Annotated in this window: 26 protein-coding genes, 2 tRNA genes and 1 pseudogene; 26 read left to right on the top strand and 3 right to left on the bottom strand. The window is 46.3% G+C overall.

The genetic code is table 11. From position 1 onward, the window contains the following. Positions 1–4: 4 nt before the first annotated feature. Positions 5–643, top strand: a complete 639-nt coding sequence (locus BC349_RS03970) for a dienelactone hydrolase family protein (protein WP_187255436.1) — start codon at positions 5–7, stop codon at positions 641–643. Positions 644–654: 11 nt separating this feature from the next. Here BC349_RS03970 and BC349_RS03965 read toward each other — a convergent pair whose 3' ends face one another. Beyond that, positions 655–1785 (bottom strand): baeRF3 domain-containing protein, encoded by a 1131-nt coding sequence (locus BC349_RS03965; protein ID WP_187255435.1) that lies wholly within the window; start codon positions 1783–1785, stop codon positions 655–657. A 192-nt stretch (positions 1786–1977) separates the two neighbouring features. Here BC349_RS03965 and BC349_RS03960 point away from each other — a divergent pair, with 192 nt between their 5' ends. The 20 genes and pseudogenes from BC349_RS03960 to BC349_RS03865 all read left to right on the top strand — a co-directional run bounded on the left by BC349_RS03960 (position 1978) and on the right by BC349_RS03865 (position 20133). After that, complete coding sequence (locus tag BC349_RS03960; RefSeq protein ID WP_187255434.1) at positions 1978–4362, top strand: Lon protease family protein; 2385 nt, start codon at positions 1978–1980, stop codon at positions 4360–4362. 10 nt (positions 4363–4372) lie between these two features. Then, positions 4373–5341: a CapA family protein gene (locus BC349_RS03955; protein ID WP_187255433.1), complete on the top strand. Its 969-nt coding sequence runs from the start codon at positions 4373–4375 to the stop codon at positions 5339–5341. Between the two features lie 10 nt (positions 5342–5351). Next, positions 5352–5993: a phosphoribosyltransferase gene (locus BC349_RS03950; RefSeq protein ID WP_187255432.1), complete on the top strand. Its 642-nt coding sequence runs from the start codon at positions 5352–5354 to the stop codon at positions 5991–5993. A gap of 3 nt (positions 5994–5996) precedes the next feature. After that, the gene (locus tag BC349_RS03945; RefSeq protein WP_187255431.1) at positions 5997–6182 is read left to right on the top strand and encodes a hypothetical protein; all 186 of its coding nucleotides are present in this window, start codon (positions 5997–5999) and stop codon (positions 6180–6182) included. A 90-nt stretch (positions 6183–6272) separates the two neighbouring features. Then, positions 6273–6419 (top strand): hypothetical protein, encoded by a 147-nt coding sequence (locus tag BC349_RS03940; protein WP_187255430.1) that lies wholly within the window; start codon positions 6273–6275, stop codon positions 6417–6419. Positions 6420–6639: 220 nt separating this feature from the next. After that, positions 6640–7227, top strand: a complete 588-nt coding sequence (locus BC349_RS03935; RefSeq protein WP_187255429.1) for a hypothetical protein — start codon at positions 6640–6642, stop codon at positions 7225–7227. Between the two features lie 302 nt (positions 7228–7529). After that, positions 7530–7886 carry a transposase gene (locus BC349_RS03930; protein WP_187255428.1) on the top strand — a complete coding sequence of 119 codons (357 nt, stop codon included), beginning with the start codon at positions 7530–7532 and terminating at the stop codon, positions 7884–7886. A 17-nt stretch (positions 7887–7903) separates the two neighbouring features. Beyond that, positions 7904–8125, top strand: a pseudogene (locus BC349_RS03925) (transposase); the annotation flags it as partial. A gap of 226 nt (positions 8126–8351) precedes the next feature. Next, on the top strand, positions 8352–9401 hold the full coding sequence (locus BC349_RS03920) for a Fic family protein (protein WP_187255426.1): 1050 nt from the start codon (positions 8352–8354) through the stop codon (positions 9399–9401). A 425-nt stretch (positions 9402–9826) separates the two neighbouring features. Further along, on the top strand, positions 9827–10591 hold the full coding sequence (locus tag BC349_RS03915; protein ID WP_187255425.1) for a hypothetical protein: 765 nt from the start codon (positions 9827–9829) through the stop codon (positions 10589–10591). A 117-nt stretch (positions 10592–10708) separates the two neighbouring features. Then, complete coding sequence (locus BC349_RS03910; RefSeq protein WP_187255424.1) at positions 10709–12121, top strand: Gfo/Idh/MocA family protein; 1413 nt, start codon at positions 10709–10711, stop codon at positions 12119–12121. 37 nt (positions 12122–12158) lie between these two features. Further along, on the top strand, positions 12159–13154 hold the full coding sequence (mgrA, locus tag BC349_RS03905; protein WP_187255423.1) for an L-glyceraldehyde 3-phosphate reductase: 996 nt from the start codon (positions 12159–12161) through the stop codon (positions 13152–13154). 25 nt (positions 13155–13179) lie between these two features. Continuing rightward, on the top strand, positions 13180–14886 hold the full coding sequence (locus BC349_RS03900; RefSeq protein ID WP_187255422.1) for an IlvD/Edd family dehydratase: 1707 nt from the start codon (positions 13180–13182) through the stop codon (positions 14884–14886). A gap of 10 nt (positions 14887–14896) precedes the next feature. After that, on the top strand, positions 14897–15658 hold the full coding sequence (locus BC349_RS03895; protein ID WP_187255421.1) for an SDR family NAD(P)-dependent oxidoreductase: 762 nt from the start codon (positions 14897–14899) through the stop codon (positions 15656–15658). Positions 15659–15672: 14 nt separating this feature from the next. Further along, positions 15673–16056, top strand: a complete 384-nt coding sequence (locus BC349_RS03890) for a DUF2784 family protein (RefSeq protein WP_187255420.1) — start codon at positions 15673–15675, stop codon at positions 16054–16056. A 131-nt stretch (positions 16057–16187) separates the two neighbouring features. Then, positions 16188–16826 (top strand): class I SAM-dependent methyltransferase, encoded by a 639-nt coding sequence (locus BC349_RS03885; protein ID WP_187255419.1) that lies wholly within the window; start codon positions 16188–16190, stop codon positions 16824–16826. Between the two features lie 118 nt (positions 16827–16944). After that, positions 16945–18438: a cryptochrome/photolyase family protein gene (locus BC349_RS03880; RefSeq protein ID WP_187255418.1), complete on the top strand. Its 1494-nt coding sequence runs from the start codon at positions 16945–16947 to the stop codon at positions 18436–18438. Further along, positions 18438–18575, top strand: coding sequence for a DUF2256 domain-containing protein (locus BC349_RS20150; protein WP_187255417.1), 138 nt, complete (start codon positions 18438–18440; stop codon positions 18573–18575). Before BC349_RS03880 ends, BC349_RS20150 begins: the two co-directional genes overlap by 1 nt. 125 nt (positions 18576–18700) lie before the next feature. Continuing rightward, a complete protein-coding gene (locus BC349_RS03870; RefSeq protein WP_187255416.1) occupies positions 18701–18982 on the top strand; it encodes a TIGR03643 family protein in 282 nt (93 codons plus the stop codon). Positions 18983–18984: 2 nt separating this feature from the next. Next, positions 18985–20133 carry an FAD-binding domain-containing protein gene (locus BC349_RS03865; protein WP_187255415.1) on the top strand — a complete coding sequence of 383 codons (1149 nt, stop codon included), beginning with the start codon at positions 18985–18987 and terminating at the stop codon, positions 20131–20133. Between the two features lie 204 nt (positions 20134–20337). Here BC349_RS03865 and BC349_RS03860 read toward each other — a convergent pair. Continuing rightward, positions 20338–20411: transfer RNA gene (locus BC349_RS03860), tRNA-Asp, on the bottom strand. Positions 20412–20555: 144 nt separating this feature from the next. On the opposite strand from BC349_RS03860, the gene BC349_RS03855 reads away from it, so the two are divergent. The 4 genes from BC349_RS03855 to BC349_RS03840 all read left to right on the top strand — a co-directional run bounded on the left by BC349_RS03855 (position 20556) and on the right by BC349_RS03840 (position 25507). Continuing rightward, the gene (locus BC349_RS03855) at positions 20556–21470 is read left to right on the top strand and encodes a glutamate--tRNA ligase family protein (protein WP_187255414.1); all 915 of its coding nucleotides are present in this window, start codon (positions 20556–20558) and stop codon (positions 21468–21470) included. Positions 21471–21554: 84 nt separating this feature from the next. Further along, a complete protein-coding gene (locus BC349_RS03850; protein ID WP_187255413.1) occupies positions 21555–23168 on the top strand; it encodes an amidohydrolase in 1614 nt (537 codons plus the stop codon). Positions 23169–23176: 8 nt separating this feature from the next. Beyond that, positions 23177–25057, top strand: a complete 1881-nt coding sequence (locus BC349_RS03845; RefSeq protein ID WP_187255412.1) for a CocE/NonD family hydrolase — start codon at positions 23177–23179, stop codon at positions 25055–25057. 6 nt (positions 25058–25063) lie between these two features. Beyond that, entirely contained in the window at positions 25064–25507 is a 444-nt protein-coding gene (locus tag BC349_RS03840; protein ID WP_246456771.1) for a c-type cytochrome, read from the top strand. Positions 25508–25714: 207 nt separating this feature from the next. Here the strand turns inward: BC349_RS03840 and BC349_RS03835 are convergent. Continuing rightward, positions 25715–25788, bottom strand: a tRNA-Asp gene (locus BC349_RS03835). 124 nt (positions 25789–25912) lie between these two features. Between BC349_RS03835 and BC349_RS03830 the strand changes: the two genes are divergently transcribed. Next, positions 25913–26890, top strand: a complete 978-nt coding sequence (locus tag BC349_RS03830; RefSeq protein WP_187255411.1) for an acetyl-CoA carboxylase carboxyltransferase subunit alpha — start codon at positions 25913–25915, stop codon at positions 26888–26890. Positions 26891–26934 lie beyond the last annotated feature (44 nt).

The following is a 26934-nucleotide window of genomic DNA, read 5'->3' as shown; positions in this document are numbered from 1 at the left end:
TTTTATGCATTTCGAATTAAAGGAGGAAGTGGAAATACCTGTTGGTAATGTAACGGTTTCGGGCGACCTGGTGATTCCTTCAGGTTCCAGCGGTATCGTGGTCTTTTCACATGGAAGCGGCAGCAGTAGATTCAGTCCGCGCAACCGGATGGTGGCCAACTACCTGCACAAGAGAAGACTGGGCACACTACTGTTTGATCTGCTGACAAGGGAGGAGGACATCAACTATTCCAACAGATTTGATATTGACCTGTTGACCCGGCGACTGGTGAGTGTAACAGAATGGTTGGAAACCCAGCCTGTGGCAACAGAACATTCAATAGGTTATTTCGGTGCAAGCACGGGGGCTGCTTCGGCTTTGAGGGCAGCTGCAGCGCTGCCGCAGATCGCAGCAGTGGTAAGTCGTGGTGGACGTCCCGACCTTGCAATGGAAGTACTGGACCGTGTTGCGGCCCCGGTTTTGCTGATTGTTGGCAGCAGGGATTTTGATGTAATACAAATGAACCAGCAGGCCCTTGCCCAGTTAAAGTATGTAAAAAAACTGTCCATCATTCCGGATGCTACCCATTTGTTTGAGGAACCCGGAACGATGGAACAGGTTTGTGAAGTAGCAGCAGAATGGTTTATCCGCTACCTTCAATAGCATCCGGCTGGTCAAAACCTTGTTATCAGTGCAATATGCCGGAATTCTTCCAGTTCACCATTATCGGTGAAATGAACTTCACCATTTTTTTCAAGTACCATTCCAATGATCTCATCCACAGCGTCTGCCAGGATTTTATGGGTTCTGTTTGGCACCCTTAAATGAAATTTATTGTCTTCCAGTGAAATAAAACCGGGGCATCTGTAATCCTTCTCCACCAGGAGTTTGAATGCCCTTCCTTCCCGTGCCGCCTGCCATACATCCTCAATTCCATAAAGACCCAGTTTACGTCCGTATTGTTCCACGAAGTCTGCCAATAGTCTCTTTGTCTCATCATTGAAATGCTTCTGCATCAATGGCCAAACCAACTCTGATAACTCCTTTAGGTTGGCGTGATGGTAACTGCCGGAAATTTTTCCTGCCAGGAGGCTGTTATGCCTTGACACCTTAGTGAACCAGGCAAGCTCCTTTTCAATTCCCATTACAATAAACGGTGTGTTGCCAACCAGGTAATCATTCAGTGCCGAATCCATGTGCCGGAAAAAGTCTTCAAACCGGATCGCTTCCATTGTTGACTTGTCCCGTTCAACGCTTTTTACAACGGACTGGCCGCCAAAGAAACCACTCTGTCCCGGAGCATTGTAAATGTATTCGTCCTCATATTTCAAAGGGAAATTCTTATCCGTGATTTCCTCTAACCGATCCATGCTTCCCTCGAACAGGTTTACCCCGTTTTTTGTCAGTCTGAGGACATAGTAGGGATGGGAAAGGTTCACTTTATACAGCAGGTCCCTGATCTCGAAATCATCTCCCACCATCACTTTTTCCTCAACCGGGAATGGGAATTTTACAGCCAGTTTCAGGTGGGAGGAAATATATAATCCTATTCCCTCTGAATTGTGCGTAAAGTCGATTGTGCTGTACAAATCATCCATGGCCTCACTCAACGGCTTATTGTCATTGTCAGGATATTTGTATTCAAGAAGTTGTTTTGCGTTTTGTATGGCTTTTTCCAACTCCTGGACATCAACCCTTCTTTCAGGTGAAAGCCGGTGTGTGGGAACAACTATGGAAATACAGATATTTCCTTTCTCATTTTGCATGGCGAGCAGGTCTTCGCCGACCAGGGTTTCACTTAACATATAGAAAGTATTGAAGTTTAACGATCTGCTTAAAGGTATTGATTCAAATCTGCCCTGGAAATGACAGAACTCAAAGGGTGGGCTGATTAACATCAAGCCTCCAAATTGGAGGCTGTTAAAATTGGTTTCCAGTATTGTTTTGACTAAATTTAAACGAGGGTAGGATTGGATTTATAAGTAAATAATCAACAGATGAAAAAGAAGCTTGCTCTAAACGAATTGCGTAACACCTGCGATACCGGAACTGTTGTAATTGAATCAGCCGATCTTACCCAGATTTCAAACCCGATTATTGGTCAGCCCAGAGCTTCGAAGGCGTTAAAGCTGGGGGTGGGCATCAAATCCGATGGATTTAACATTTACGCTTCCGGAATGGCCGGATCGGGGCGCCTCACAGCAGTTAAGATATTTGTTCAGGAACCTGCAAAAAGCGAAGCGACTCCAGGAGACTGGTGTTATGTGAACAATTTTAGGGATCCTTATCAGCCTACAAAACTGAGTCTGCCTACAGGCAGGGGAATCGCATTCAAAAAAGAGATGAAAGATCTGATCGTGGATGTATGGCAATCTTTGTTCAAGGCTTTTGAGAGTGAAGAATATGCCAACCGCCGTTTAAAGGTTATTTCCGCGTTTGAAGAGCAGCAATCCCAGGCTATTAATGTCCTGAGTGAAAGGGCAAAAGAGGAGTCCCTGTTATTAAAGCAAACGCCATGGGAAATCATTACGATCCCGATGATTGACGGAGAACCGTTGACAGACGAACAATTTGGCGCCCTTCCCCAGTGGCAGCAGGACGATCTGCGCAAGAAACAGGATAAGTTCCTGGATGAAATCAAGGTCAAACTGAGTGAATTGCGTAAGCAGGAAAAAGCAGTAAACCGGGAGTTGAGTAAGCTCGAAAAGGATGTTGCCATCATTACGATAAGTTCCCGCATAGAAGATGTGGCCGGTAATTACAAACAGGTGCCGCTGGTTCTTGAGTACCTCATGGATGTTAAGAATGATATCCTGGATAATCTTGCGGAATTCCTGCTGGCCCATAAAAGTCAGGGTGGAAATAACGGGCAGCGCGCCAGCAATTTCCTGAACCGGTATGAAGTGAATGTCCTGGTTGATAATTCTGAATTGAACGGGGCCCCGGTAATTATTGAACAAAATCCCACCTACAGCAATTTGATGGGCCGGGTTGAAAAAGAGTCCTACATGGGTACTATGCTGACAGATTTTACCATGATTCGGAAGGGCTCCCTGCATGCGGCCAACGGCGGGTACCTGATTATCAGGGTGGAAGAATTATTGCGTAATTATTTTTCCTGGAATGCGTTGAAACGGGCGCTGAAGACCAAGGAAATTGTAATTGAGGAAGCCGGCGAACAATATGGTTTTTTCACCACAAAAACACTGAAACCGGAGGCCATTCCCCTGCATGTAAAAGTTATCCTGATTGGCCATCCGACCTATTACCACTTGCTGTTTTCCTATGAGCCCGAATTCAAAGGACTCTTTAAAGTGAAGGCAGATTTTGATACAGAAATGGACCGGACACCCAAAGGAGAAAGTGAATATTCCAGGTTTGTCCAGTACACCTGCAAAAATGAAAACCTGCTGAAACCTGGTGCAGATGCGGTGGCCAGGGTAGTGGAATATGGTTCCCGGCTGGTAAGTGACCAGCACAAGCTAAGTACCCGTTTCGGGGATATTGCAGACATCGTCCGGGAAGCTCACCATTATGCCCTCGGGGATAAATCAGACCACATAACAGAAAGCCATATCCTTAAAGCCATCGAAGAAGAATTGTACCGGTCTAACCTGATCCAGGAAAAGATAAATGAAATGATCACCACCGGGCAACTGTTCATTGATTTGAAAGGTGAGAAAACCGGGCAGATCAATGGTCTCTCCGTTATTGATTTGGGCGACATCGCATTTGGCCGGCCGAATCGCATAACCTGCAGTGTTAACCTGGGTAAAGAAGGGGTGGTTGCCATCGAGAGGGAGGCTGAATTAAGCGGCCCCATTCACACCAAGGGCGTCATGATCCTTTCCGGCTACCTGTCTGAAAAATATTTCCAGAACAGTCCGGCCAGTATTGTCGCCCGGATTGTATTTGAACAAAGTTATTCAGAGGTTGAAGGCGACAGTGCATCCTCTGCAGAATTGTATACCATCCTTTCAAGCCTGTCGAAACTTCCGATAAAACAGGGAATTGCAGTAACCGGCTCTGTTAACCAGAAGGGCGAAGTTCAGGCTATTGGCGGGGTGAATGAAAAGATTGAAGGATATTTCGAAGTGTGCCGATCAGTTGGTCTGACGGGTGAACAGGGGGTAATCATTCCTGCTTCAAATGTCAGGAACCTGATGTTGAAAGATGAGGTACTGAAGGCTGTATCACAGCAGCAATTTAATATCTGGGCAGTGGATACAATTGATGACGGTATTGAAATCCTGACCGGGGTAAAATCCGGCAGTCCCGTGCAGGAAGGTACAGTGGCATATTTTGTCAAACAGGCACTGGATGAATATGCAGACCGTATGAAGGAGTTCAGCAACCAGGAAAATAATGCAGAAATTGTTTGATAAATGAATTATGAATGGTCATCACATCAAGATAGGTCTGGCTGGTGACGTGATGCTGGGAAGAGGCGTTCACACGGCCATCAGCGAAAATGGATCACTATATCCATGGGGAAACCTGCTGCCGGTTTTGAAGACTTCCGATATCAATATCGTTAACCTGGAAAATGCATTTACTCATTACAACAGGAAGGCTCCCAAAACTTTCAATTTTAAAGCAACACCGGATAAGGTGGATACCCTGCTTGGTGCTGAAATTTCCCTGGTAAACCTCGCCAATAATCATGTGCTGGATTTTGGAAAGGAAGGTTTAATTGAAACTTTGTCAACCCTGAAAGAAGCCGGGATTGCTTATGCCGGCGCCGGTTTAAACCGGGCAGAAGCCATTCGTCCCCGGGTTCTTGTGAAAAACAGTCTGGCAGTTGGTGTTGTTGGATTTACTGATAATGAGCCGGACTGGAAAGCCGGGGAGGCGGAACCCGGTACGAACTATATTGATATTTCTTCGGGCGTCGACCGGAAATTTGCGGTTAAGAGTATTGCTGATCTTTATAGACATTCAGATATTGTAATCGTCAGTATTCATTGGGGACCTAACATGAACCTATATCCCGAACCGGGTTTCATCTCCTTTGCCCATGAGATGATTGATGCCGGCGCGGATATCATTCACGGGCACAGTGCGCACAATTTCCAGGGCATTGAACTGTACAAAGGGAAATTGATACTTTATGATACGGGCGACTTTGTAGATGATTATGCCGTACATGAAAACTACCGGAACGACCATTCATTCTATTTCCAGGTCACCGCAGCAAGACACCTGATTCAGAAACTTGCACTGGTTCCGGTGCTGATCCGTGATTGCCAGGTTAACCTGGCCACCGGTAAGGATCGGGAGTGGTGCCTGGACCGGATTCAGTTATTATCGGAAAGGTTCGGGACCAGGTTTGGTAAAAGTGCGGAATTGATCATATCATAAAACATGCACCATGTTTACAGACAGAAGGGATGCCGCCATGCAATTGGCCATAGCATTGGAGCAATACAAGGGGCCCGATACGGTGGTATTGGGGATACCCAGGGGGGGCGCGGAAACGGGTTATTATGTGGCCATTCAGTTGCAGGGTGAGTTTTCATTACTGGTGTCCCGTAAACTGGGGCATCCCTCTAACCCGGAATACGCTTTTGGGGCCATCGCCGAAGATGGTTCTGTTTACCTGAGGCCACAGGCACGGTCGGAGCTGCCAGAAACAGTGATTGAAGAAGTAGTGTTGCAGCAGAAAAAAGAAATAGCACGCAGGATCCAGGTTCTACGCCGGGGGAAGCCATTCCCTGAACTGAAAGGGAAGACCGTTATCCTGGTGGATGATGGTATTGCTACCGGTGCAACCTTGTTTGCAGGCATTGAGATGTGTAAAAAAAAGGGACCGGCAAAACTGGTGGTGGCTGCGCCGGTAGCCGGAAATGAAATGGAAAACAGGCTGAGGAAAATGGTCGATGATGTGATTATCCTTGAAGTGCCGGATTATTATTACGCCGTTTCACAGGCCTATGAAACATTTTACAACCTCTCTGATGAGGAGGTGTTGGATTTTATGGATCTGTGGGAAAAGAACAGAAAAAAATCATAGTGTATGCCAAAGAAAATACAACCGGATGAGCCGGCGGAAATGCCGGTTCCCGAGAAGCTGCCCGAGGTAAAACCTGCCACGGAACCAGATGCGCCAAAAATTCCGGAAGAGGAGCCAGATATCATCCCTGATGAAGAGCCATATGAAAAGCCGCCTTCAGAGATTCCTCCTCCTCCAGGGGAAGGATGATAGTGACTTGAAATTTGTAGCGGTAATTTGAAAGTGTAAAATTTGATGTATTTGTGGATGATTATAAAGGAATAAATTTGTCCATAACTTATGGAAGAATCTGTCATCGGACGGGATGCCGAAAAGAAAATTCTGAAAGAGATGCTCGGCTCCAAAGAGGCGGAGCTGATTACTATACTGGGTGGAAATTCCAAGGAAGCTGACCACTTTATTCCGGGTCTGCATAACCACTATTAGTCAGGTACAAATTTCGAATCAATTCTCTTACGGCAGCGATTTGTCTGCATTGGTTGCTATGGTCAATTATTGACGGAAAATAGTGATTATGCAGAGCGGAATTTCCACCTTATGTAACCAAGGCATACATTCCCCTGCATCAATCAATTTCACGCTATATTAATACGACGATAATATTCCGATAATATAGCCAGTTTATGTTCGCTTCATAAACTTATCTATGAAATTTCTTTTGTTCATTGCGGCTTTCTTTTCTGTATCCGTATCAAATGGACAGTTATCTCAGAATACCTGGTTATTAGGCGGCTCTGGTAGCTTTTACTCCTATAACGAGCATTATACACACCCCTCGATTGATGTTACCGGTAAATACACAAGTATCGATTTATCAGGTACTGTGGGTTATTTTTTTGCTGAAAAACTGGGTTGTGGGTTGAGGCCATTTCTTACTTCTTATAAAGGAGAGAGTTCAGGTGGAGGAATTAATAATAATATCAAATTCGCTATAGGACCCTTTGCAAGATATTACTTCCTGAAACCTGATAAGCAATTTAACCTTCTCGCCGATGTAAGTTACCAGTTTGGAGTAAACGCTAACAACAATCCGCCAAAAGATAGAGGTAAGTTTAACCAGTTCTTTTTAATGGGTGGATCAGAGGTTTTTTTCAATTCATCAGTTGGTTTGGAAATATTGTTAGGGTACTCACATAAGCTACACACCGCGAACGATCCCTCAGGCACATTTAGGAGTAGCAAAAACGGATTCCAGATGTCGATTGGCTTTCATTTTCATTTAGAAAAAGAATAAAATAGTTATGAAACAAATTCCTTCTCCTGTTAAGCGGCATCCTCTTTAAAACAGCTAATGCCCAATCAATTTCTCCATCTGAGAGTAATGAGTATTGTCCGAACACGGAATATACTTTCACTGTGACAATTGCAAAAGCATATTCGAGTATGATTGGAGTGGGCGGTTGCTTTGTAACTCAACTTCCCTCAAGTCCAGTGGGGTCAACATTTACTGTAAATCTTCAGCGCAAAGTGTACCATTAAGGTAGTAATTTAAGAGAGTGTTTTTTTGAGATTATTCATCATTAAACATTTCTAACAATGAAATCAATCCCATCCAAACAATCTACGGAGAATTTTGTCAAGGACATTCGCCGTAAGACCCGACGCCTGTTTACTTCAGAACAGAAAATACTGATTGTCATGGAAGCGATCCGCGGGGAGACTTCTGTAGCGGAGATCTGTAGAAAGCACGGTATTCACCAAACCCAGTTTTACAAGTGGAATAAAGAGTTCTTAGAGGCCGGCAAAAAGCGGCTCTCCGGGGATATTACCCGCGAAGCCACTTCCGATGAAGTCTCTGATTTGCGGAAGGAGAATCAGAAGCTCAAAGAAATGGTTGCGGATCTGATGCTGCGCTATGACATAGTAAAAAAAAGCTTGACCATTTTGGAGTAAACGAAAAAAGGAGAAAGTATATGCGACTATCAGCTGCGGAGAAAGAAGAGATCATTCGATTGGTGGATGGCTCTGAACTGGGGGTGAACCAAACCTTACGGCAGTTGGGTATCCACAAGAGCACGTTTTACAAGTGGTACAAGATGTATCTGGAAAAGGGGCTCAGTGGCCTGCAGCCCAAAGCCAGGAGTTCACGGCTGGAAATTCCACTGGTGCTGACCACCTTATTCCGGGTCTGAATGACCACTATTAATCAGGTACAAATTTCGAATCAATTCTTTTATGGCAGCGATTTTGTCTGCATTGATTTCTGTGATCAATTATTGACGGAAAATAGTGATTATACAGAGCGGAATTTCAAGTAGTTACTCAAACTTATCCAAAACAGAGTAATTTTTGGGTATTTACGGGTAAATATTTGGGTAATTTCTTGCATTTGGGTATTTTTGGGTAATAATACGGGTAATGATTAATGTTCAACATATTCAGATTACTCCAAAATTCCTTTCATTGATTGCCGAAATAGATGAATTTAAGGGGGCCTGGAGGGCATTAGGCCAATTGGCTCCTGAACAATTGCAATCGTTAAAACGGGTAGCTACCGTCGAAAGTATAGGTTCCTCTACGAGGATTGAGGGAAGCAAATTGAGTGACCAGCAGGTAGAAGCATTGCTCAGCAATCTTAAAATAAAAAAATTCAATACAAGAGATGAGCAGGAAGTAGCGGGTTATGCTGAAGTAATGAATACTATCTTTCAGCATCACACGGAGATATCGCTTACAGAAAATTATATCAAACAGTTTCACAGAGATCTACTTCAGTATAGCGAAAAAGATAGCTGGCATCGGGGAGGATATAAAAAGAACCATAATCATGTAGAGGCCTTTGACGCTGATGGAAAAAGCCTGGGGGTTGTTTTTGAAACAGCAAGCCCGTTTGATACGCCATTTCGAATGGCAGAACTGGTGGAATGGACATGGGAAGGGATGGAGAAAAAAAGATTGCACCCATTACTTATCATTTCGGTTTTTATCGTTGAATTCCTGGCAATTCATCCGTTCCAGGATGGTAACGGAAGGCTATCAAGAATTCTAACTACATGGCTTTTGCTTTCGGCAGGGTACGCCTATGTCCCGTATAGTTCGTTGGAAGCCGTAATTGAGAATAGCAAAGAAGGATATTATCTTGGACTACGACAAACACAGGGAACGCTGCGTTCAGATAACCCCAACTGGCAACCCTGGATATTATTTTTTCTAAAGGCACTGAAACAACAAAAGCAACGATTGGAAGTAAAATTGGAAAGGGAAAAATTGTTATTAGGTCGGCTTCCGGAACTATCCCTGAAAATTTTGGAGTTGGTAAAGTCAAGGGGTCGTATAACAATCAGTGACATAGTGGTGCTGACAGAGGCTAACCGGAATACTATTAAGAAACACCTTGAAGCACTGGTCGATGACAAACATTTGCAGAAGCATGGTGTTGGAAAAGGGACCTGGTATTCGCTTGGTTGATCATCGGATACTATTTGCAATAGCTTAACGCAAGTAACTCGGTGGAAATAGACCACGGGCCTTATGCGATCATAGTTGAAATTCCACTGAAACTGTCCACCTTATTCCGGAGCTAAATAACCACAATATGCCAGGTACAAATTTCGAATCAACTCTCTTACCCTAGCGATACGTCTGCATTGGTTTCTATGGTCAATTATTGACGGAAAACAGTGATTATGCAGAGCGGAATTTCCGTACAGGCCGGCTTGACAAATATTTCAACCTTTTGAATCTTGTTGAGTTTGGTCCTTCGCCCACCCTCCCAAGGGAAGGGAACTCATCCGTTCATACAGATTTTAACGCATTTCATCCTGTTAGGGTTTATCGTTTTGGATACCGGCTTGTAATATTGCCTCCGTTTTAAAAACGTATAAACCTTTTTTATGAAGAAAATTTTCCTGATGGTGGCAGCCATTGCTGCCATTTCTATGTCCGCCTGCAAGAAAGATAAATCTGAAGAGCCAGGCTCCGGCAACAACAACAACTCCCGCCTCTTAAAAAAAATGACCGTCACCGAAAATGGTGAAACCAAAGTGCTAAACTTTACCTATGATGCCGGCAAGCGCCTTGTGTCTGTAATCAGCACAGACAATACGGATAAAACCAACTTTACCTACGACGTGGCAGGTAATGTTATCAAGGTGGAAGAAATTAATGACGGCGTTAAAAATATCTATACCTATACCTACCTGAATAACATTCCCGCAACCGGCACTTTCAAGAGCTGGAGGCAGGTCGCAGGCGAACCTGATGATTTAATTGAGGATGATGAACTGACCTATACTGTTACCAACGGACAGGTTACAAAGATTCGCCTGCTGATGAAAATGATGGAAGAAGAAATGGACTTTGACCTTCAGTACCTGAATGGAAACCTTACCCAGGTTAAATCTGTGGGCAGCGATTTTTTCAAGGCCACTTTTACCTACGGAAACAAGAAACCAATTTTTCCCGTCGTTTCGAAATATATCCTGGATCATGCAGGGTTCTCCCTTCAGTTTGCAGCAAAGAATGACCTGTTGACTATGAATTTCGATTTCCCGGGAACCGAACTGGACGAAAATCAAAGCAATCAATTTACCTATGATGCGGAAGGATATGCACTGACAGGCACGGATGGTGAAGCCCAGTTCAAGTTTGAATATTGATTTTAGACAGACGGACCGCAAATAATGCTGTCCGTCTTTTTTTTAGCCCTGCTGTGAGGAACGATGCAATTCTTATCTTTAGAATCCATTCTAATTAAAAATTGCTAAAGGTTAATCATGGCTCTTAAAAACAATTCATCCTCCAGGCGCAGATTCCTTCAGTCGCTTGGAGGCAGCGCAATGTTGCTGGCTTCAGGACCACTCCTGGCTTTATCTTCTGACGACGCAGAGGAAAGGATATTGTCCTATGATAAAAAAATCTCATCCAACGATGCAATCCGGATCGGCGTGATCGGTATGGGCATTATGGGCTACCAGAATATCGGTTCTGCCCTGAAAGTTCCGGGCGTGGAGATGGTGGCCGCATGCGACCTGTATAAAGGCAGACTCGAACGTGCTCAGGAGTTGTACGGCAGGGACCTGTTTGTAACCCAGGACTACCGTGAGATACTGAACCGGAAAGATATAGATGCTGTGATTATTGCGACCAGCGATAACTGGCATGCAAGAATCACCATCGATGCTTTGCAGGCTGGCAAGGCCGTGTATTGTGAAAAGCCCATGGTGCACAGGATCAGTGAGGGCTTGCCGGTAATTGCCGCCCAGAAAGCAAGTGGTAAAATTATGCAGGTTGGTAGCCAGGGGGTAAGCAGCATCGTATATGCAAAAGCGGCAGAACTATATAGGGCTGGAGAGATCGGAAAACTGAATATGATCGAAGCTTCCTTCGACCGCCAGAGTGCTCTTGGCGCCTGGCAATATACCATGCCATTGGACGCATCTCCCGAAACAGTCAGTTGGGATAGGTATATAGCAGGCGCGGCGAAGATTCCCTATGATGCAAAAAAGTTCTTCTGGTGGCGTAATTACCGCGATTATGGTACCGGGGTTGCCGGAGACCTGTTTGTACACCTGCTTTCCGCCATTCATGTGATTACCGGTTCTAAAGGTCCCGATAAAATATTCTCCTCCGGACAATTGTCGCACTGGAAAGATGGCCGTGATGTGCCCGATGTCATGACAGCCATCATGGAGTACCCCCAGGCAGTCGAACATCCGCCTTTCCAACTCTCCTTAAGGGTTAATTTCATCAGCGGCGGCGGCGATACCAGCTCCATCCGGATGATCGGGGAAGAAGGCGTAATGGATCTCAGGGGGAACAGCCTCCTGATCAAACACAGCCTCATGGCCAAAGCACCCGGGATCGGCGGCTGGGATGCATTGAATACCTACACGAAGTCCATGCAGGATGCTTTAATGAATGAATACAATAAAAAGTACAGCGCGGAAGACCGGCAGGCACCTGTAAAAGCGGATGTTCAATATAAAGCGCCGGCGGGATATAATGCACACCTCGATCATTTTACCAATTTCTTTGAGGCCATCAGAACCGGAAAGCCTGTGGTGGAAGATGCGGTTTTTGGCTTCCGTGCAGCCGCCCCCTGCCTTTCCTGCAACGACAGTTATTTTCAAAAGAAAATCATCAACTGGGATCCGGTTGCCATGAAGATCAGGAAAGCCATCCATTGATTTTATACCTGCAATCAAAACCAAAACTAACACTGCTATGTCATATTCACCTAACCCTTCCCGTTATGATTCGATGGAGTACCGCCGCTGCGGAAATAGCGGCCTCATGCTTCCTGCTGTGTCCCTGGGTCTCTGGCACAATTTCGGGGATATAGATCCGATAGAAAATTGCCGGGCCATCCTGCGCAGGGCTTTTGATGCCGGCATCACCCATTTTGACCTTGCCAATAATTACGGACAACCTGCAGGCTCAGCCGAAGAAAACTTCGGCAGGATCCTGCACTCCGATTTTCGCGACCACCGCGATGAACTGGTGATCTCCTCCAAAGCCGGCTGGCGCATGTGGCCCGGACCCTATGGCGACTGGGGGTCAAAGAAATACCTCGTGTCCAGCCTGGACCAGAGCCTGAAACGAATGAAGCTGGATTATGTTGATATTTTTTATCACCATCGTCCCGATCCGACAACCCCATTGGAAGAAACCATGGCTGCACTGGACCTGATCGTTCGCCAGGGCAAGGCCCTGTATGTGGGTATCTCCAGCTACCTTCCGGCCGAGACCCGCAAAGCAGCTGCCATACTCAAACAACTGGGAACACCCTGCCTGATCCACCAGCCCAAATACAATATGTTCGACAGGTGGATTGAAGACGGATTACTCGAAGCTGTGGAAGAGGAGGGTATGGGCTGTATTCCTTTCTCGCCGCTGGCGCAGGGACTGCTGACCGATAAATACCTGAAAGGAATTCCGGAATTCTCACGGGCAGCCCGTCACCTGGGTAATGGTGCCATGGAAGAAAATGCAGTTACCGAAACCAGCATTGCAAAAGCAGCGCGGTTAAACGAACTGGCAAAACAGCGTGGCCAGACCCTGGCGCAGATGGCGCTTGCCTGGGTGATAAAAGATCCACGCATTACCTCCGTGCTGATTGGGGCGAGCAGACCGGAACAAATTGATGATTCACTGAAATGCCTGTCGAATTACCGGTTTGCTGATGATGAACTCAGACAGATTAATCAAATCCTGGCTTAAGCGGTACAACCATTAAAAGCAACCCATGAACCTCAGAAGCAGTAACTGGTTTGGTCGCAAAGGGAAGGACGGTTTCATTTACCGCGCCTGGATGAAAAATCAGGGCATCCCTACGGATATGTTCGAGGGTAAACCGGTGATCGGGATCTGTAATACCTGGAGTGAACTGACGCCCTGTAATGCCCATTTCAGGGACCTTGCGGAAGCTGTGAAAAAAGGGGTGTTGGAGGCCGGGGGGGTTCCGGTAGAGTTCCCCGTTATGTCCCTGGGTGAAACCCTGGTAAAGCCAACCGCCATGCTATACCGCAACCTGGTGAGCATGGATGTGGAAGAGTCCATCCGCGCCAATCCAATTGACGGGGTGGTGCTTTTGTGCGGCTGCGATAAAACAACCCCCTCGCTGGTGATGGGCGCCTGCAGTGTGAATCTGCCCACACTGGTTATCTCCGGCGGACCCATGCTGAAAGGTCATTGGAAAGGACGCGATATTGGAACTTCGGATGTCTGGCGCTTTGATGTGGCCAGTAAATTAGGTGAAATAACACCTGCCGAGTTTTTGGAGGCGGAAGCCTGTATGGCCCGCACACAGGGGCATTGCGCTGTAATGGGTACGGCTTCCACCATGGCTGCCATGGTGGAAGCGCTTGGACTGTCGCTGCCCAATAATGCTTCCATTCCCGCTGCGGATGCGCGACGTAAAGTCCTGTCGCAATTATCCGGGCGCCGCATTGTGGAAATGGTAAAACAGGACCTGACCCTGTCACGCATACTCACCCGTAAAGCGTTTGAAAATGCCATCAGGGTGAATGCCGCCATTGGCGGTTCGACCAATTTTGTCATCCACCTCCTGGCCATTGCCGGCCGTATCGGCGTTGACCTGGAGTTAGATGATTTTGACAGATTTTCCCGGGAGGTTCCCTTGCTGGCCAATATCCAGCCATCCGGACAACACTATATGGAAGACCTTTACTATGCCGGCGGATTGCCTGCATTGATAAAGGAAATGTCGGCCATCATTCACCTTGATGCCATTACGGTGAATGGTAAAACCATTGGCGAAAATTGTCAGGGTGCGGAAATCTACAACCCCGATGTAATCTCCACCATGGATCGTCCCTTTAAAGCGGAATCGGGTATTGTGGTGGTAAAGGGAAATCTCGCGCCTGATGGTGCTGTGATGAAGCCATCCGCAGCCAGCCCGCAATTACTGAAACATTCTGGCAGGGCAGTTGTTTTTGAGAATATCGAAGACTATCATGCACGTATAGACGATCCTGAACTTGATATTGACGGCAATAGCATCATGGTACTCAAGAATGTGGGACCGCGGGGTTATCCCGGCATGGCGGAAGTGGGAAATATGGCATTGCCAAAAAAACTGCTGGAACAGGGTATTACAGACCTGGTTCGTATTTCTGATGGCCGGATGAGTGGTACTGGCTTTGGTACGGTGGTGCTGCACGTTTCCCCCGAAGCCGCTGTTGGCGGCCCGCTGGCACTTGTTCGCAATGGTGATATGATCACCCTGGATGCCCACAAAAGATCTTTGGAATTACATGTTTCCCAAGAGGAGCTGGATTTGCGGAGAGCCATCTGGGCACCTTCAGAACCTGTTCAGTCACGCGGATATGTGCACTTATACCAGATGCATGTAGAACAGGCCCACCTGGGCGCTGATATGGATTTTTTAAAAGGCGGTTCCGGAAAGGATGTATCAAGGGATTCGCATTAAACGAATTGCTATGACATTTAAAGATAAAGTTGCCATTGTTACAGGCGCCGGCCAGGGAATAGGGTATGAGATCTGCAGGGCTCTTGCCGAAGAAGGGGCCGCTGTGGTGTTAAACGATCTTGACCCCGAATTGACGGAAAGTGCAGTTAAGCGTATCAGGGAAACTACCCATGGTAGATGTCTGGCCATGGCCGGGGATTCCAGTGATTTGGTTTTTATCCGGGAGATGGTTGATGTGGCAGTAAATAAATTCGGCCGGTTGGACATCGCCATTGCCAATGCCGGCATTACCTTGTTCGGGGATTTTTTTACTTATCCCAAAGAGTCGTTTGAGAGAGTAATGCAGGTTAACCTGGGAGGTAGTTTCTTTCTTGCCCAGACTGCCGCCAGCCAGATGAAAAAGCAGCCATCGGGTGGTTCCATCCTATTCACTTCATCTGTTACGGGTCACCAGGCACATAAGGACCTGGCTGCCTATGGCATGAGCAAGGCCGCACTCGAAATGCTGGCAAAAAACCTGGTGATAGAATTGTCTCCTTTTAAGATCAATGTGAACACCATTGCACCGGGGGCAACTTTAACGGAAAGAACCCTGAATGATCCCGCTTATGCTGCCACCTGGTCGCGTTTGACTCCCATGGGCAGGCCTGCTTCTGTAAACGATATCGCCAATACGGCCCTTTTCCTGGTGTCGGATAAAGCAAAACACATTACCGGGCAGAGCATCGTGGTGGATGGTGGCTGGACCTGTATTAGTCCATCGCCGTTTTAATTCTGAATGATAATATGAACAGCTGGTACCAGTTCCTGAATATCTTTTTCTTTGTGTTCCATACGGTATTTACCCTTTTCAATATTGTTGGGTGGGCCTTCCGGAAGACAAGGAAACTTCAGTTGCTCACCCTGTCACTTACTGCATTCTCCTGGTTTGTCCTGGGTATCTGGTATGGTTGGGGGTATTGCTTCTGTACGGATTGGCACTGGGACGTAAGGCGAGCGCTTGGATACCATGACCGGTCGGGGTCCTATATTCATTTCCTGATATTGAAACTGACCGGTGCCGACCTGGATCCCGGTTTGGTGGAAACCGGCACTTTAGTGGTCTTCCTGGTAAGCCTGGGGTTAAGTGTATGGCTGGTTTTGCGTGATAAAAATAAATCCGGCAACTGACTATTGTCATCTTTCTTCTTGTATTATAGGGTTAATTTTATATGCTTCTGATCCCGCCTTATTGAAATTCTTCTGCCTGAATCAAGGTTTTCCCGGCCCTGAGACATTTATAACCTTTCAAAAATTATTGTATGTCACAAACACTCGCGTTTGATCAGCACGTTGCGGAATATGAAGAATGGTTTGAAAAGTATCCTTTTGTGTTCCAGTCAGAACTGGAGGCAATCCGTGATATTCTTCCAACCGGCGACAATATATACGGCATTGAAGTGGCCATGGGAACCGGAAGGTTTGCTGAAGCGCTGGGTATCAGGGAAGGAATTGAGCCTTCCGCCAATATGCGCAGCCTTGCCGCCAAAAGAGGAATTGAAGTAATGGATGGAAAAGCTGAATCACTTCCCTACAAGGATAATAAATATGACTTCGTGCTGATGACATTTTGTATCAGTTATTTTGATGATTTACATGAAGCGTTTAAGGAAGCATACAGGGTGCTGAAAAACGGAGCCTGCCTGATTGTTGGATTCATTGATAAGGAAAGCGCAATCGGAAGGATGTATGAAGCGAAAAAGCCCCAAAGCATTTTTTACAGGTCTGCTAATTTTTACAAGGTAGACAGGGTCGCCGAAGAACTGAAGAAAGCGAGGTTCAGGGATCTCACCTATACCCAGACATTGTTCAAAGGGCTTGATGAAATTATGTCATTTGAAATAGCAAAACCTGGTTATGGCGAAGGATCATTTGTCCTGATAAAAGCGATAAAGAAATAATCAATTTACGCCGGTTGAAGAAGCTAGGGGACGAATTTATAGGGCATTAATGTAGGTATTATAGTTTCAAAGTCGCCGTTTTTTTAAACATTAAGCCCTGATTGTCGTTTATTACGGTATGGCAGATGGAGTTACTATCATTTTTCCGCACCAGTTATTCCAAAATCACCCGGCATTGCAACAAAACCGGGTGGTTTACCTGGTGGAAGAGTGGTTGTTTTTCAGGCAGTATAATTTTCACCGGAAAAAATTATTGTTACACAGGGCCAGTATGAAGTTTTATGAAAACTGGTTAAAGCAAAATGACTATGCTGTTAATTATGTTGATACAAACCTGAAAGAAAATGATTGCAGGCAACTGGTGGATACCCTCGCCAGGGAAAATATAACCGATATCCATATAGCTTCGGTGGCAGATGATTGGTTACTGAAAAGGATGCGCAGGGCCTGTAATAAGAATAAAATTACCCTTCACCTTTATGACAGCCCTGGTTTTTTAAATTCTTTACAAGCTGCGGATGGGTATTTCAGCAAAAAGAAAAATTATTTTCAAACTGACTTTTATACATGGCAGCGTAAGCAACGAAATATTTTGTTGGAAAATGATGGAAAACCACTGGGCGGCAAGTGGACATTTGATTCGGAAAACCGGGAGAAATTTCCAAAAACCGGGAAGGTGCCCGCGCTTGGAATACCCGAAGAGAATAAGTATATAAGTGAATCCAGGCAATACGTACAGAAACATTTTTCTGAGAATTATGGTGATTTAAGCAGCCCCTGTTTATTCGTAGTTACTTTCGCCGACGCTGAAAATTGGCTGGATGACTTTTTAAAGATCCGGTTTGAAAATTTCGGAATTTACGAGGATGCCATTGTGTCTAAAGAATCCGTGCTGCACCACTCGGTATTATCACCCATGCTAAATATTGGGCTGCTGAAACCTCAACAGATTATTGACAAAGCGCTTGCAGCTGCAAAAAACTACAATATCCCACTTAATTCTTTGGAAGGGTTTTTACGGCAAATTATGGGTTGGCGGGAATTTATCCGCATCGTATATGAACGTGAAGGCAGCAAACAACGCACCACCAACTACTGGAAGTTTAAAAGAAAGATACCGGCTGTTTTTTGGACAGGTGAAACTGGGATAGCTCCCATTGATGTAACTATAAAAAAAATTATAAAAACGGGCTATTGTCACCATATCGAAAGGCTCATGGTGCTGGGTAATTTTATGTTGCTGTGCGAATTTGATCCGGATGAAGTGTACCGGTGGTTTATGGAAATGTTTATTGATGCCTACGATTGGGTAATGGTACCCAATGTTTACGGTATGACGCAGTTTGCCGATGGCGGACTGATGGCTACCAAGCCTTACATAAGCGGAAGTAATTATTTATTGAAAATGGGCGATTATGAAAAAGGTAATTGGCAACCTGTATGGGATGGATTGTTCTGGCGTTTTATGCATGTACACCGCAGTTTCTTTTTAAAAAATCCACGTTTAGGTATGCTGGTAAATACTTTTGATAAAATGTCAACCGAAAAACAACAACTTCATTTAGCCAATGCTGAACAGTTCCTGCAAAAGCTTGATAGCTTCTTAGAATAATGAAAACTGTAAAAAAAGAAAATTTACCGGTTAAAGTATGCATTGTCTGCAACCGGCCCTTTAGCTGGCGTAAAAAATGGTCAAAAGTTTGGACTGAAGTAAAGTATTGCAGCGATAAATGCAGAAAAAATAAATAACAGCCCAATCCTGTAATGATAATACATGCGAAAAATAATATCGTATGGCATGACAATGGAATCAGTGTAATGCAAAGAGGCGCATAGAGAACACGGCGTTTACAATGGTTAAAATATGCAAAACCATGATTGAACAAACATTCTCCATAAAAGACATTGACCGTATAATTGAAATGGCCTGGGAAGACCGTACCAGTTTTGAAGCTATTGAAATGCAGTTTGGGCTAAAGGAAAAACAGGTGATCGCTTTAATGCGTAAAGAATTGAAAGCCGGCAGTTTTAAACTCTGGCGCAAAAGGACCAATGGCCGGAGTACCAAGCACGCTGCTTTAAGAGGCAATGAGGTTACCCGTTTTAGGTGTACACGGCAAAAAACAATTACAAATAATAAAATAAGTAAAAGATAGTTATGTCAGGCTTATTGAGTGATTTAAAAGAATCTCTACAATTTGAATTTACCACCGACTATGATTTGATACTTGAAAAAACAGCGCATATTAACCCTGTTCAATATGCAAAAACAAGGAATTATATTACTGGCGCCGTTACCCGTTTATCGCCTTATATTTCAAGAGGTGTCATTAATATCAGGCAGGTTCAGGAATCTGTGTTGAAAAGAGGATATAAGCCGTATGAAATAGAAAAGTTTTTACAGGAATTGGCATGGCGCGAATATTTTCAACGGGTATGGCAGGTAAAATGCGATTTAATCTGGGAGGATTTAAAACACCCCCAACCAGATGTACAGCATCACCGGATGGTTACTGCCATACATGATGCCGCTACCGGCATTGCCGTCATTGACAATCAAATAAAAAAATTATATGCCACAGGCTACATGCATAATCACATAAGAATGTATTTGGCTTCTATCACCTGCAATATTGCCAGGGCGCATTGGTTGCAACCTTCAAAATGGCTGTACTATCATTTATTGGATGGTGATATTGCGAGTAACAATTGTAGCTGGCAATGGGTGGCAGGCGCTTTTTCTTCAAAAAAATATTTTTGTAACCAGGATAACATTAATAAATATACAAACACCAGACAGCAGCATACATTTTTAGATATGCCCTACGATAATTTATCGTCAATTTGGGTGCCGAATGCATTAAAGGGAACCAGTACTTTACAATTGCAAACAACACTTCCGGCAACAGCACTGCCGCTTGTTGATACAACAAAACCCACATTAATTTACAATGCTTATAATATTGATCCGCTTTGGAGAAAAAATGAAAATGTAAACCGGGTTTTATTGTTGGAACCCTCTCATTTCAGCAAGTTTCCGGTAAGTGAAAAAGTAATAGCGTTTATCATCAAACTTTCCCAAAATATAGCAGGCATACAGATATATTGTGGCGAGGTATCTTCACTGCAATCTTTATATAAAGATTGTAATCTGGACATGAGCGAGGCTTTTATTGCGAAGGAACATCCGGCTTTTGGCCATTATCCTGGTATTAAAGACAGCCGCGACTGGATGTTTCCGCAGGTAACTGATTATTATCCCTCTTTTTCTGGTTTCTGGAAACAATGCGAGCGGTATTTAAAATAGCATTTCCTGTTCTGACTCTCAAAATCTCTGATTGCTTTATCAAATCAGTTTAATATAACTCTTTCGCTGGTAGAATTTATCTGCTACCCTGTTTCATAGCTGGAATCGTGACGATTGATGCAAAAGCTAACTCATCCTTAAATTTCCCGCCGGCTGATTTCCACAAAACAAAGAAGGACCATCATCGCTGATAGTCCTTTTCTGCGGACCGGACGGGACTCGAACCCGCGACCTCCGCCGTGACAGGGCGGCATTCTAACCAACTGAACTACCGATCCATTCCGCTCTTGCGGGGTGCGAATATAAAAACAAAATTAATATTCAAACAAATTTTTACGCTGATGCCAACACTTGTCAGCTACGCCGGGTTCGCTATTTTTGTTACCAGGCCACCAGCGCTGACCCGATAAAACTTTGCCCATATGTTGCCCTTGAACCAGGTGCCCGTTTTCCGCAAAACCCGAATCGCACCTACCCCCAGCGGTTACCTGCACCTGGGAAACCTTTTCTCCTTCATCCTGACAGCCGGATTGGCCAGGAAATTCAAGGCAGGCATCCTGCTCAGGATTGATGATCTTGACCAGGATAGAGTGCGGGAAGAATACCTCCACGATATTTTTGATACCCTGCGCTTTTTTGACCTGCCCTGGGATGAAGGTCCGCAGGATCCGGACGATTGCCGGAGGTCCTGGTCACAGCTCCAAAGGCTGAACCTGTACCGGAATGCACTGGATCACCTGGCAGAAAATGGATTGGTATATGCCTGTACCTGTTCCCGGGCCACCATGGCCCGATCAGGCCTGCAAGCGGGATGCCCGGGTAATTGCCGCGAAAAAAAACTGCCCCTGGACACTCCCGGCGCGAGCTGGAGGTTTAACACCAGCAGGTCCGGAGCTGTTGGGATGCGTGGGCCAGATGGAACCATCAAAGAATACAGTTTCCCCGGCGCCCTGCACGACTGGGTGGTCCGGAAAAAGGATGGCTTCCCGGCCTACCAGTTGACTTCCGTCATCGATGATGATTATTTTGGCGTGGATCTGATCATAAGGGGGGAGGACCTCCTGGATTCATCCCTGGTGCAACTTGATCTCTGCCGCTTCCTGCCGGATAGTACTTTCATGAATGCTGCGTTTTATCACCATGCATTACTGACCCATGTGTCGGGTGAGAAATTATCCAAATCTGCCGGGGATACCAGTATTACCCATCTCCGGCATTCGGGGCTGGGCGTTGGTGAGATTCTGGGTATGCTGGGCAGGCGAATGGGCATCCACGAACCCGTTGCTCATTGGTCGGAATTGTTTTGGAAGTGGGAAAAAGCCAATTGGCATTCCTGAAACCATCCCTCACTAACGGTAATGCACCGGTTTTTTTCCACATACCCCTGCGATTGTTTAAATTGGAAAGGAAATCCCCTACACATGAGCTACAGATATTCCTTCGTCACTATGCTGGCATTCCTGTTTTCTCTCCAGGTATTTTCTCAAAAGAAGAAAGCCAAACCCGATCCCATGGTTGCCACCATGAAAAAGGATGTGCTGACTTCCCTGGAGGGTAAAATGAAAATGGCCCAGGAGATGGTGGACCAGGTGTTCAGTTTTTCTGAACTGGGCTTCCAGGAAACAGAAACCTCGGCCTACCTGACAGGCATACTCGAAAAACACGGATTTACAATAGAACGCGGTATCAGTGGCATCCCCACCGCCTGGCTGGCTAAATGGGGAAATGGTAAACCAGTAATAGCGCTGGGCAGTGATATCGATGGCATTCCGAAAGCCTCCCAAAAACCCGGAGTGGCCTATAAAGAACCCATCGTGGAAGGAGCTCCCGGCCACGGGGAAGGACATAATTCCGGATTGCCGCTGCTGGTATTATCAGCCATCGAAGTAAAAAAAATCATGGAAGCTAAAAACCTGCCCGGCACCTTGGTGATCTGGCCCGGCGTGGCAGAGGAACTGGTTGGAAGCAAGGCTTGGTATATACGTGACGGCTTTTTCAAAGAGGTGGATGCCTGTATTTTTACCCACGTCAGCAGTAACCTTGGTGTGTCCTGGGGCGATGCGGGCAACAACGGGCTGGTTTCAGTTGAATTTACTTTCGAGGGAAATTCAGCCCATTCTGCAGGGGCTCCCTGGAGAGGTAAAAGTGCGCTGGATGCGGTTGAGCTGATGAATATCGCCTGGAATTTCAAACGCGAACACCTGAAGCCCACCCAGCGTTCCCACTATGTGGTGACCGACGGCGGCGACCAGCCCAATGTGGTGCCTTCCAAAGCATCGGTCTGGTATTATTTACGGGAAAGAACATACGAAGACATCAGGTCCATGTATGATGAGGCAGTGCTTTATGCAAAGTCAGTTGCAGCTATGACCGGCACAAGGGTTTCATACCGCCTGCTGGGTACCGCATGGCCGGGTCATTTTAATAAAGCCATCGCAGAGTCGGTTTATGATAATATCAGGTCGGTTGGATTGCCTGTTTGGTCCGATGACGACCAGCAATTCGCAAGGGCGGTGCAGAAACTGGTGAACGCTCCTAAAAAAACTGCGATGGGTGAACCAATCGACGGGCTGGCCACAAAAATTGATTCCTTAAAAGGACCGGTTCAATTCTCCATGGGTGGCGGCAGCGATGATATTGCTGATATCGCCTGGAATGTACCGACTGTTGTACTGCGGTATCCCTCCAATATACCGGGAACCCCGGGCCACAACTGGGCGGATGCCATGGCGATGGCTACACCCATCGCTCACAAAGGCGTACTGGCAGGCAGCAAGGTGGTGGCGCTCACCCTGATTGATCTGTTTACCAATCCGCAGATCATCCGTGATGCATGGGACTATCACCGTAATGTGCAAACGAAGGACACGAAATATGTTTCTTTTGTGGAGCCTGATAATCCACCTGCCATTGAACTGAATAAAAGGATCATGGATACCTATCGGCCCCTGCTGAAACCTTATTATTATGATCCTTCCAAATACAATACTTACCTGGAACAATTGGGTGTTAAATACCCGCAACTTGTAAAATAGCACTACACATGAGAAAATTATTGTTATTCATTGGACTTCTCTTTTCTGCCTTCCTGGTTTCAGGCCAGGATACGGCAGCCATTTATTGGAAACTGGATTCCATTGCCATCATAGACCAGAAGGTAATGATGCCCATGCGCGATGGTATCCGGCTTGCTACGGATATTTACCGCCCGAAAGGTGATAAAAAAGTACCCATCGTTTTTTCCCGCACACCTTACAACTTCAATACCTGGGTAGATGGCAAGATGACCACCCGCGCCCTGGAAGAAGCGTATAATGCAGTCAGCAGGGGATATGCTTATGTGGTGCAGAATGAAAGGGGAAGGTTCTTTTCCGAAGGCGAATGGGATATCCTGGGTACGCCGATCACCGATGGCTATGATGCCTTCGACTGGATGTCTAAACAACCCTGGAGCAATGGAAAGATCGGGCTGATCGGTTGTTCTTCTACAGCAGAGTGGCAAATGGCGGTGGCCTCACAAAACCATCCTGCGCTGGCAGCTATGGTGGCACAGGGGTTTGGCGCCGGCGTGGGCCGTGTGGGCAAATTCATGGAGCAGGGCAACTGGTACCGCGGAGGAGCGCAACAGATGCTGTTTACCGCCTGGTTGTACGGCACACAAAACGATTTGTACAAACCCAGCCTACCCAAAGATATCAAACAGGAAGACCTGCTTCGACTGCAGCGTTTTTACGATATGGGCACTGAAATGCCCAGGGTTGACTGGTCGGTGAAACTGCGGCACCTGCCTGTAAAGGATATCATTAAAAATGCACACGGCCAGGTGGGTATTTATGATAAAATGATTGCCCGTAAACCCAATGACCCCGCCTGGTTCCAGGGAGGTTTATATCACGATAATATGCCGTTGGAAGTGCCCGCTTACTGGTTTGTATCCTGGTACGATGTTTCCTCGGCGCCTAATATCGCCTTGTTTAATCATGTTCGTAATTCCGCAAAAAATCCAGCGGTGGCCGACAACCAGTACCTGGTGATCGCTCCTGTATTGCATTGCTCTTATAAGCGCGCCACAGAGAATACCATCGTTGGCCAGCGCAGTATGGGTGATGCCCGCCTGAATTATGATGAACTTACCTGGGGCTGGTTTGATATGCTGCTGAAAGGAGAGAAGAATTCATTTAAGGAAACCAATCCGCGGGTGCGCTATTTCACCATGGGCAGCAACCAGTGGCAGCAGGCAGAAAGTTTTCCACTGCAGAACACAGAGGTGAAAACCTTTTACCTGAACAGCGGTGGCAAGGCCAACAGCCGCCTGGGCGATGGAAGTCTGAGCCTGAAAAAGCCGGGGGCGAAGAGCCCGGCTGATGCTTTCACCTATGATCCCATGAACCCGGTACCTTCCTATGGCGGCAATGTCTGCTGCACGGGTACCGCCATCCAGGGCGGCTCCTTTGACCAGTCGGAAATGGAACTGCGGAACGATATCCTGGTCTACACTTCCGAAGAATTAAAGGAGGGAGTGGAGATCACCGGTTTCATTGAATCCACGCTCTATGTTTCCTCTACCGGACCCGATACCGATATCACCATCAAACTGATTGATGTTTATCCCGACGGCAAGGCCTACAACCTCGATGAAACCATCCAGCGGCTGCGCTACCGGGAAGGATATGACAAGGAAGTGATGATGGAAAAAGACAAAGTGTACAAGGTGGATCTAACGCCCATGGTTACCAGTAATTATTTTGCGCCGGGTCACCGCATCCGAATAGAAGTGAGCAGCAGTAATTTCCCCCGCTTCGAGCGCAACCTGAATACGGGTGGCAATAACTATGATGAATCCACCGGTTTAACCGTGGAAAACAGGATCCATCATTCGGCCAAATATCCATCGGTGATCAGACTGCCGGTGATCAAAAAATAACCCGGCTTGATCCGCCTGCAAAAATATTTGCTGCTGGTTGTAGCCCTGGGATCGTATTGTCTGTCATGCAGTTCCGAACCTGAAAAGCGAAGCACTGTAGCAACAACTAATCGGAGAGCAGATTATATCAGGCAAATTCCGGGCAGTAATGACAGTATTCCATTCAAGGAGGCGCAGCGTGGGGAAGTGTTGATCGCCTATTCAGATTGTCATACCTGTCACACAAGAGATAAAAGAGCCAAGGGGCCGGCGTTTACGGATATTGCTGAACGTTATCCCGTAAACAGAAACCATATTGAATACCTGGCCCATAGGATCATCAACGGCGGTTATGGTGCCTGGGGCAGGCCGGTGATGTCTCCCCATCCGAATCTATCCAGAGAAGACGCTGAACTGATGGTGAAATATATTCTATCGCTCAAGGCTGATGGTGCCTTGTTGGTGCCATGATGGTGTTGGGAGGGACGTAAGAACCCGTAAGGTATCGGAGGATTTCAGGCTGGGGAGGCTTATTAACAGGCTCAAAAAGCCCGATAATGGTCTCATCTTTCAGGTGTCTGACATCCGGTGTCTGACATCATTCGTCAGACACCGGATGTCAGTGAAATAAAAAGAGCCGCTTAGTATATGCTAAGCGGCTCTTTTTATTTCAGTTTGCGGACCGGACGGGACTCGAACCCGCGACCTCCGCCGTGACAGGGCGGCATTCTAACCAACTGAACTACCGATCCGTTTCCCGCCATACGATGCTTATACCGTGTTTTGGGATTGCAAAGATAATGGGATTTGTTCCTTACAAACAAAACTTTTCCGAAAAAAAATTCAACCCTTAATTTTACAGCTCAACCATCACTTATGCCGGAGAACAAGAACAGACAATTCCTGGATTTTGAAAAACCTATCAAAGACCTGTTTGATGAAATCGAACGCCTGAAACTCACCGCAGAAAAGACTAAGGTTGACAATGCTGACTACGTGGCAAAACTGGAAGAGCAGGTGCTGGCCAAAAGAAAGGAGATCACAGAAAACCTCAGCAGCTGGCAGAAAGTACAGCTCAGTCGCCACCCCGACCGCCCTTATACCCTGAAATATATCTCCAAAATGACCACCAATTTCGTGGAACTGCATGGAGATCGCAATGTGAAAGACGATAAAGCCATGGTCGGCGGATTTGCCCAGCTCGACGGCGAAACGGTCATGTTTATTGGTCAGCAGAAGGGGATCAATACCAAAATGCGTCAGCTCCGCAATTTCGGCATGGCCAACCCCGAGGGCTACCGCAAGGCCCTCCGCCTCATGAAACTGGCCGAAAAATTCAACAAACCCATCGTAACCCTGATTGATACACCCGGTGCCTACCCCGGACTGGAAGCGGAAGAACGCGGCCAGGGGGAAGCCATCGCCCGCAATATTTATGAAATGATGCGCCTCAAAGTACCGGTGATCTGCGTGATCATTGGTGAAGGAGCTTCCGGCGGTGCCCTTGGCATTGGGGTGGGGGACAGGGTCTTTATGCTCCAGAACTCCTGGTACACGGTAATCTCCCCTGAAAACTGCTCCTCCATCCTCTGGAGAAGCTGGGCCCAAAAGGAAAAAGCTGCAGATGAACTTAAATTGACCCCCGATCATATGTACCAGTTCGGCCTGGTGGACCGGATCATTCCCGAGCCTATCGGTGGTGCTCATTGGGATTATGATGAGGCCGCCGCCAACCTCAAACAGGCACTGATTGAAACTTTAAAGGAAATTAAACAGGTCCCCGCGGAAGAGCGGGTGGAACAACGCATCGAAAAGTTCAGTAAAATGGGCTTTTGGGATGAACTGCCGGTTTGATCCGGCACCTGTGGTTTTATTTAATTTTTCAACACTAAATATTC

Origin of the sequence: Flavihumibacter stibioxidans (assembly GCF_014332695.1) — a bacterium.
GTDB classification, from domain to species: Bacteria; Bacteroidota; Bacteroidia; order Chitinophagales; family Chitinophagaceae; genus Flavihumibacter; species Flavihumibacter stibioxidans.
The sequence above is the reverse complement of the archived record's forward strand: the minus strand, read 5'-3'. Positions and strand labels throughout refer to the sequence as shown.

Coding starts and splice junctions, on each gene's coding strand:
- BC349_RS03970 (WP_187255436.1), top strand. CDS start 5: ATGCATTTCGAATTAAAGGAGGAAGTGGAAATACCTGTTGGTAATGTA.
- BC349_RS03965 (WP_187255435.1), bottom strand. CDS start 1,785: ATGTTAAGTGAAACCCTGGTCGGCGAAGACCTGCTCGCCATGCAAAAT.
- BC349_RS03960 (WP_187255434.1), top strand. CDS start 1,978: ATGAAAAAGAAGCTTGCTCTAAACGAATTGCGTAACACCTGCGATACC.
- BC349_RS03955 (WP_187255433.1), top strand. CDS start 4,373: ATGAATGGTCATCACATCAAGATAGGTCTGGCTGGTGACGTGATGCTG.
- BC349_RS03950 (WP_187255432.1), top strand. CDS start 5,352: ATGTTTACAGACAGAAGGGATGCCGCCATGCAATTGGCCATAGCATTG.
- BC349_RS03945 (WP_187255431.1), top strand. CDS start 5,997: ATGCCAAAGAAAATACAACCGGATGAGCCGGCGGAAATGCCGGTTCCC.
- BC349_RS03940 (WP_187255430.1), top strand. CDS start 6,273: ATGGAAGAATCTGTCATCGGACGGGATGCCGAAAAGAAAATTCTGAAA.
- BC349_RS03935 (WP_187255429.1), top strand. CDS start 6,640: ATGAAATTTCTTTTGTTCATTGCGGCTTTCTTTTCTGTATCCGTATCA.
- BC349_RS03930 (WP_187255428.1), top strand. CDS start 7,530: ATGAAATCAATCCCATCCAAACAATCTACGGAGAATTTTGTCAAGGAC.
- BC349_RS03920 (WP_187255426.1), top strand. CDS start 8,352: ATGATTAATGTTCAACATATTCAGATTACTCCAAAATTCCTTTCATTG.
- BC349_RS03915 (WP_187255425.1), top strand. CDS start 9,827: ATGAAGAAAATTTTCCTGATGGTGGCAGCCATTGCTGCCATTTCTATG.
- BC349_RS03910 (WP_187255424.1), top strand. CDS start 10,709: ATGGCTCTTAAAAACAATTCATCCTCCAGGCGCAGATTCCTTCAGTCG.
- mgrA (WP_187255423.1), top strand. CDS start 12,159: ATGTCATATTCACCTAACCCTTCCCGTTATGATTCGATGGAGTACCGC.
- BC349_RS03900 (WP_187255422.1), top strand. CDS start 13,180: ATGAACCTCAGAAGCAGTAACTGGTTTGGTCGCAAAGGGAAGGACGGT.
- BC349_RS03895 (WP_187255421.1), top strand. CDS start 14,897: ATGACATTTAAAGATAAAGTTGCCATTGTTACAGGCGCCGGCCAGGGA.
- BC349_RS03890 (WP_187255420.1), top strand. CDS start 15,673: ATGAACAGCTGGTACCAGTTCCTGAATATCTTTTTCTTTGTGTTCCAT.
- BC349_RS03885 (WP_187255419.1), top strand. CDS start 16,188: ATGTCACAAACACTCGCGTTTGATCAGCACGTTGCGGAATATGAAGAA.
- BC349_RS03880 (WP_187255418.1), top strand. CDS start 16,945: ATGGCAGATGGAGTTACTATCATTTTTCCGCACCAGTTATTCCAAAAT.
- BC349_RS20150 (WP_187255417.1), top strand. CDS start 18,438: ATGAAAACTGTAAAAAAAGAAAATTTACCGGTTAAAGTATGCATTGTC.
- BC349_RS03870 (WP_187255416.1), top strand. CDS start 18,701: ATGATTGAACAAACATTCTCCATAAAAGACATTGACCGTATAATTGAA.
- BC349_RS03865 (WP_187255415.1), top strand. CDS start 18,985: ATGTCAGGCTTATTGAGTGATTTAAAAGAATCTCTACAATTTGAATTT.
- BC349_RS03855 (WP_187255414.1), top strand. CDS start 20,556: ATGTTGCCCTTGAACCAGGTGCCCGTTTTCCGCAAAACCCGAATCGCA.
- BC349_RS03850 (WP_187255413.1), top strand. CDS start 21,555: ATGAGCTACAGATATTCCTTCGTCACTATGCTGGCATTCCTGTTTTCT.
- BC349_RS03845 (WP_187255412.1), top strand. CDS start 23,177: ATGAGAAAATTATTGTTATTCATTGGACTTCTCTTTTCTGCCTTCCTG.
- BC349_RS03830 (WP_187255411.1), top strand. CDS start 25,913: ATGCCGGAGAACAAGAACAGACAATTCCTGGATTTTGAAAAACCTATC.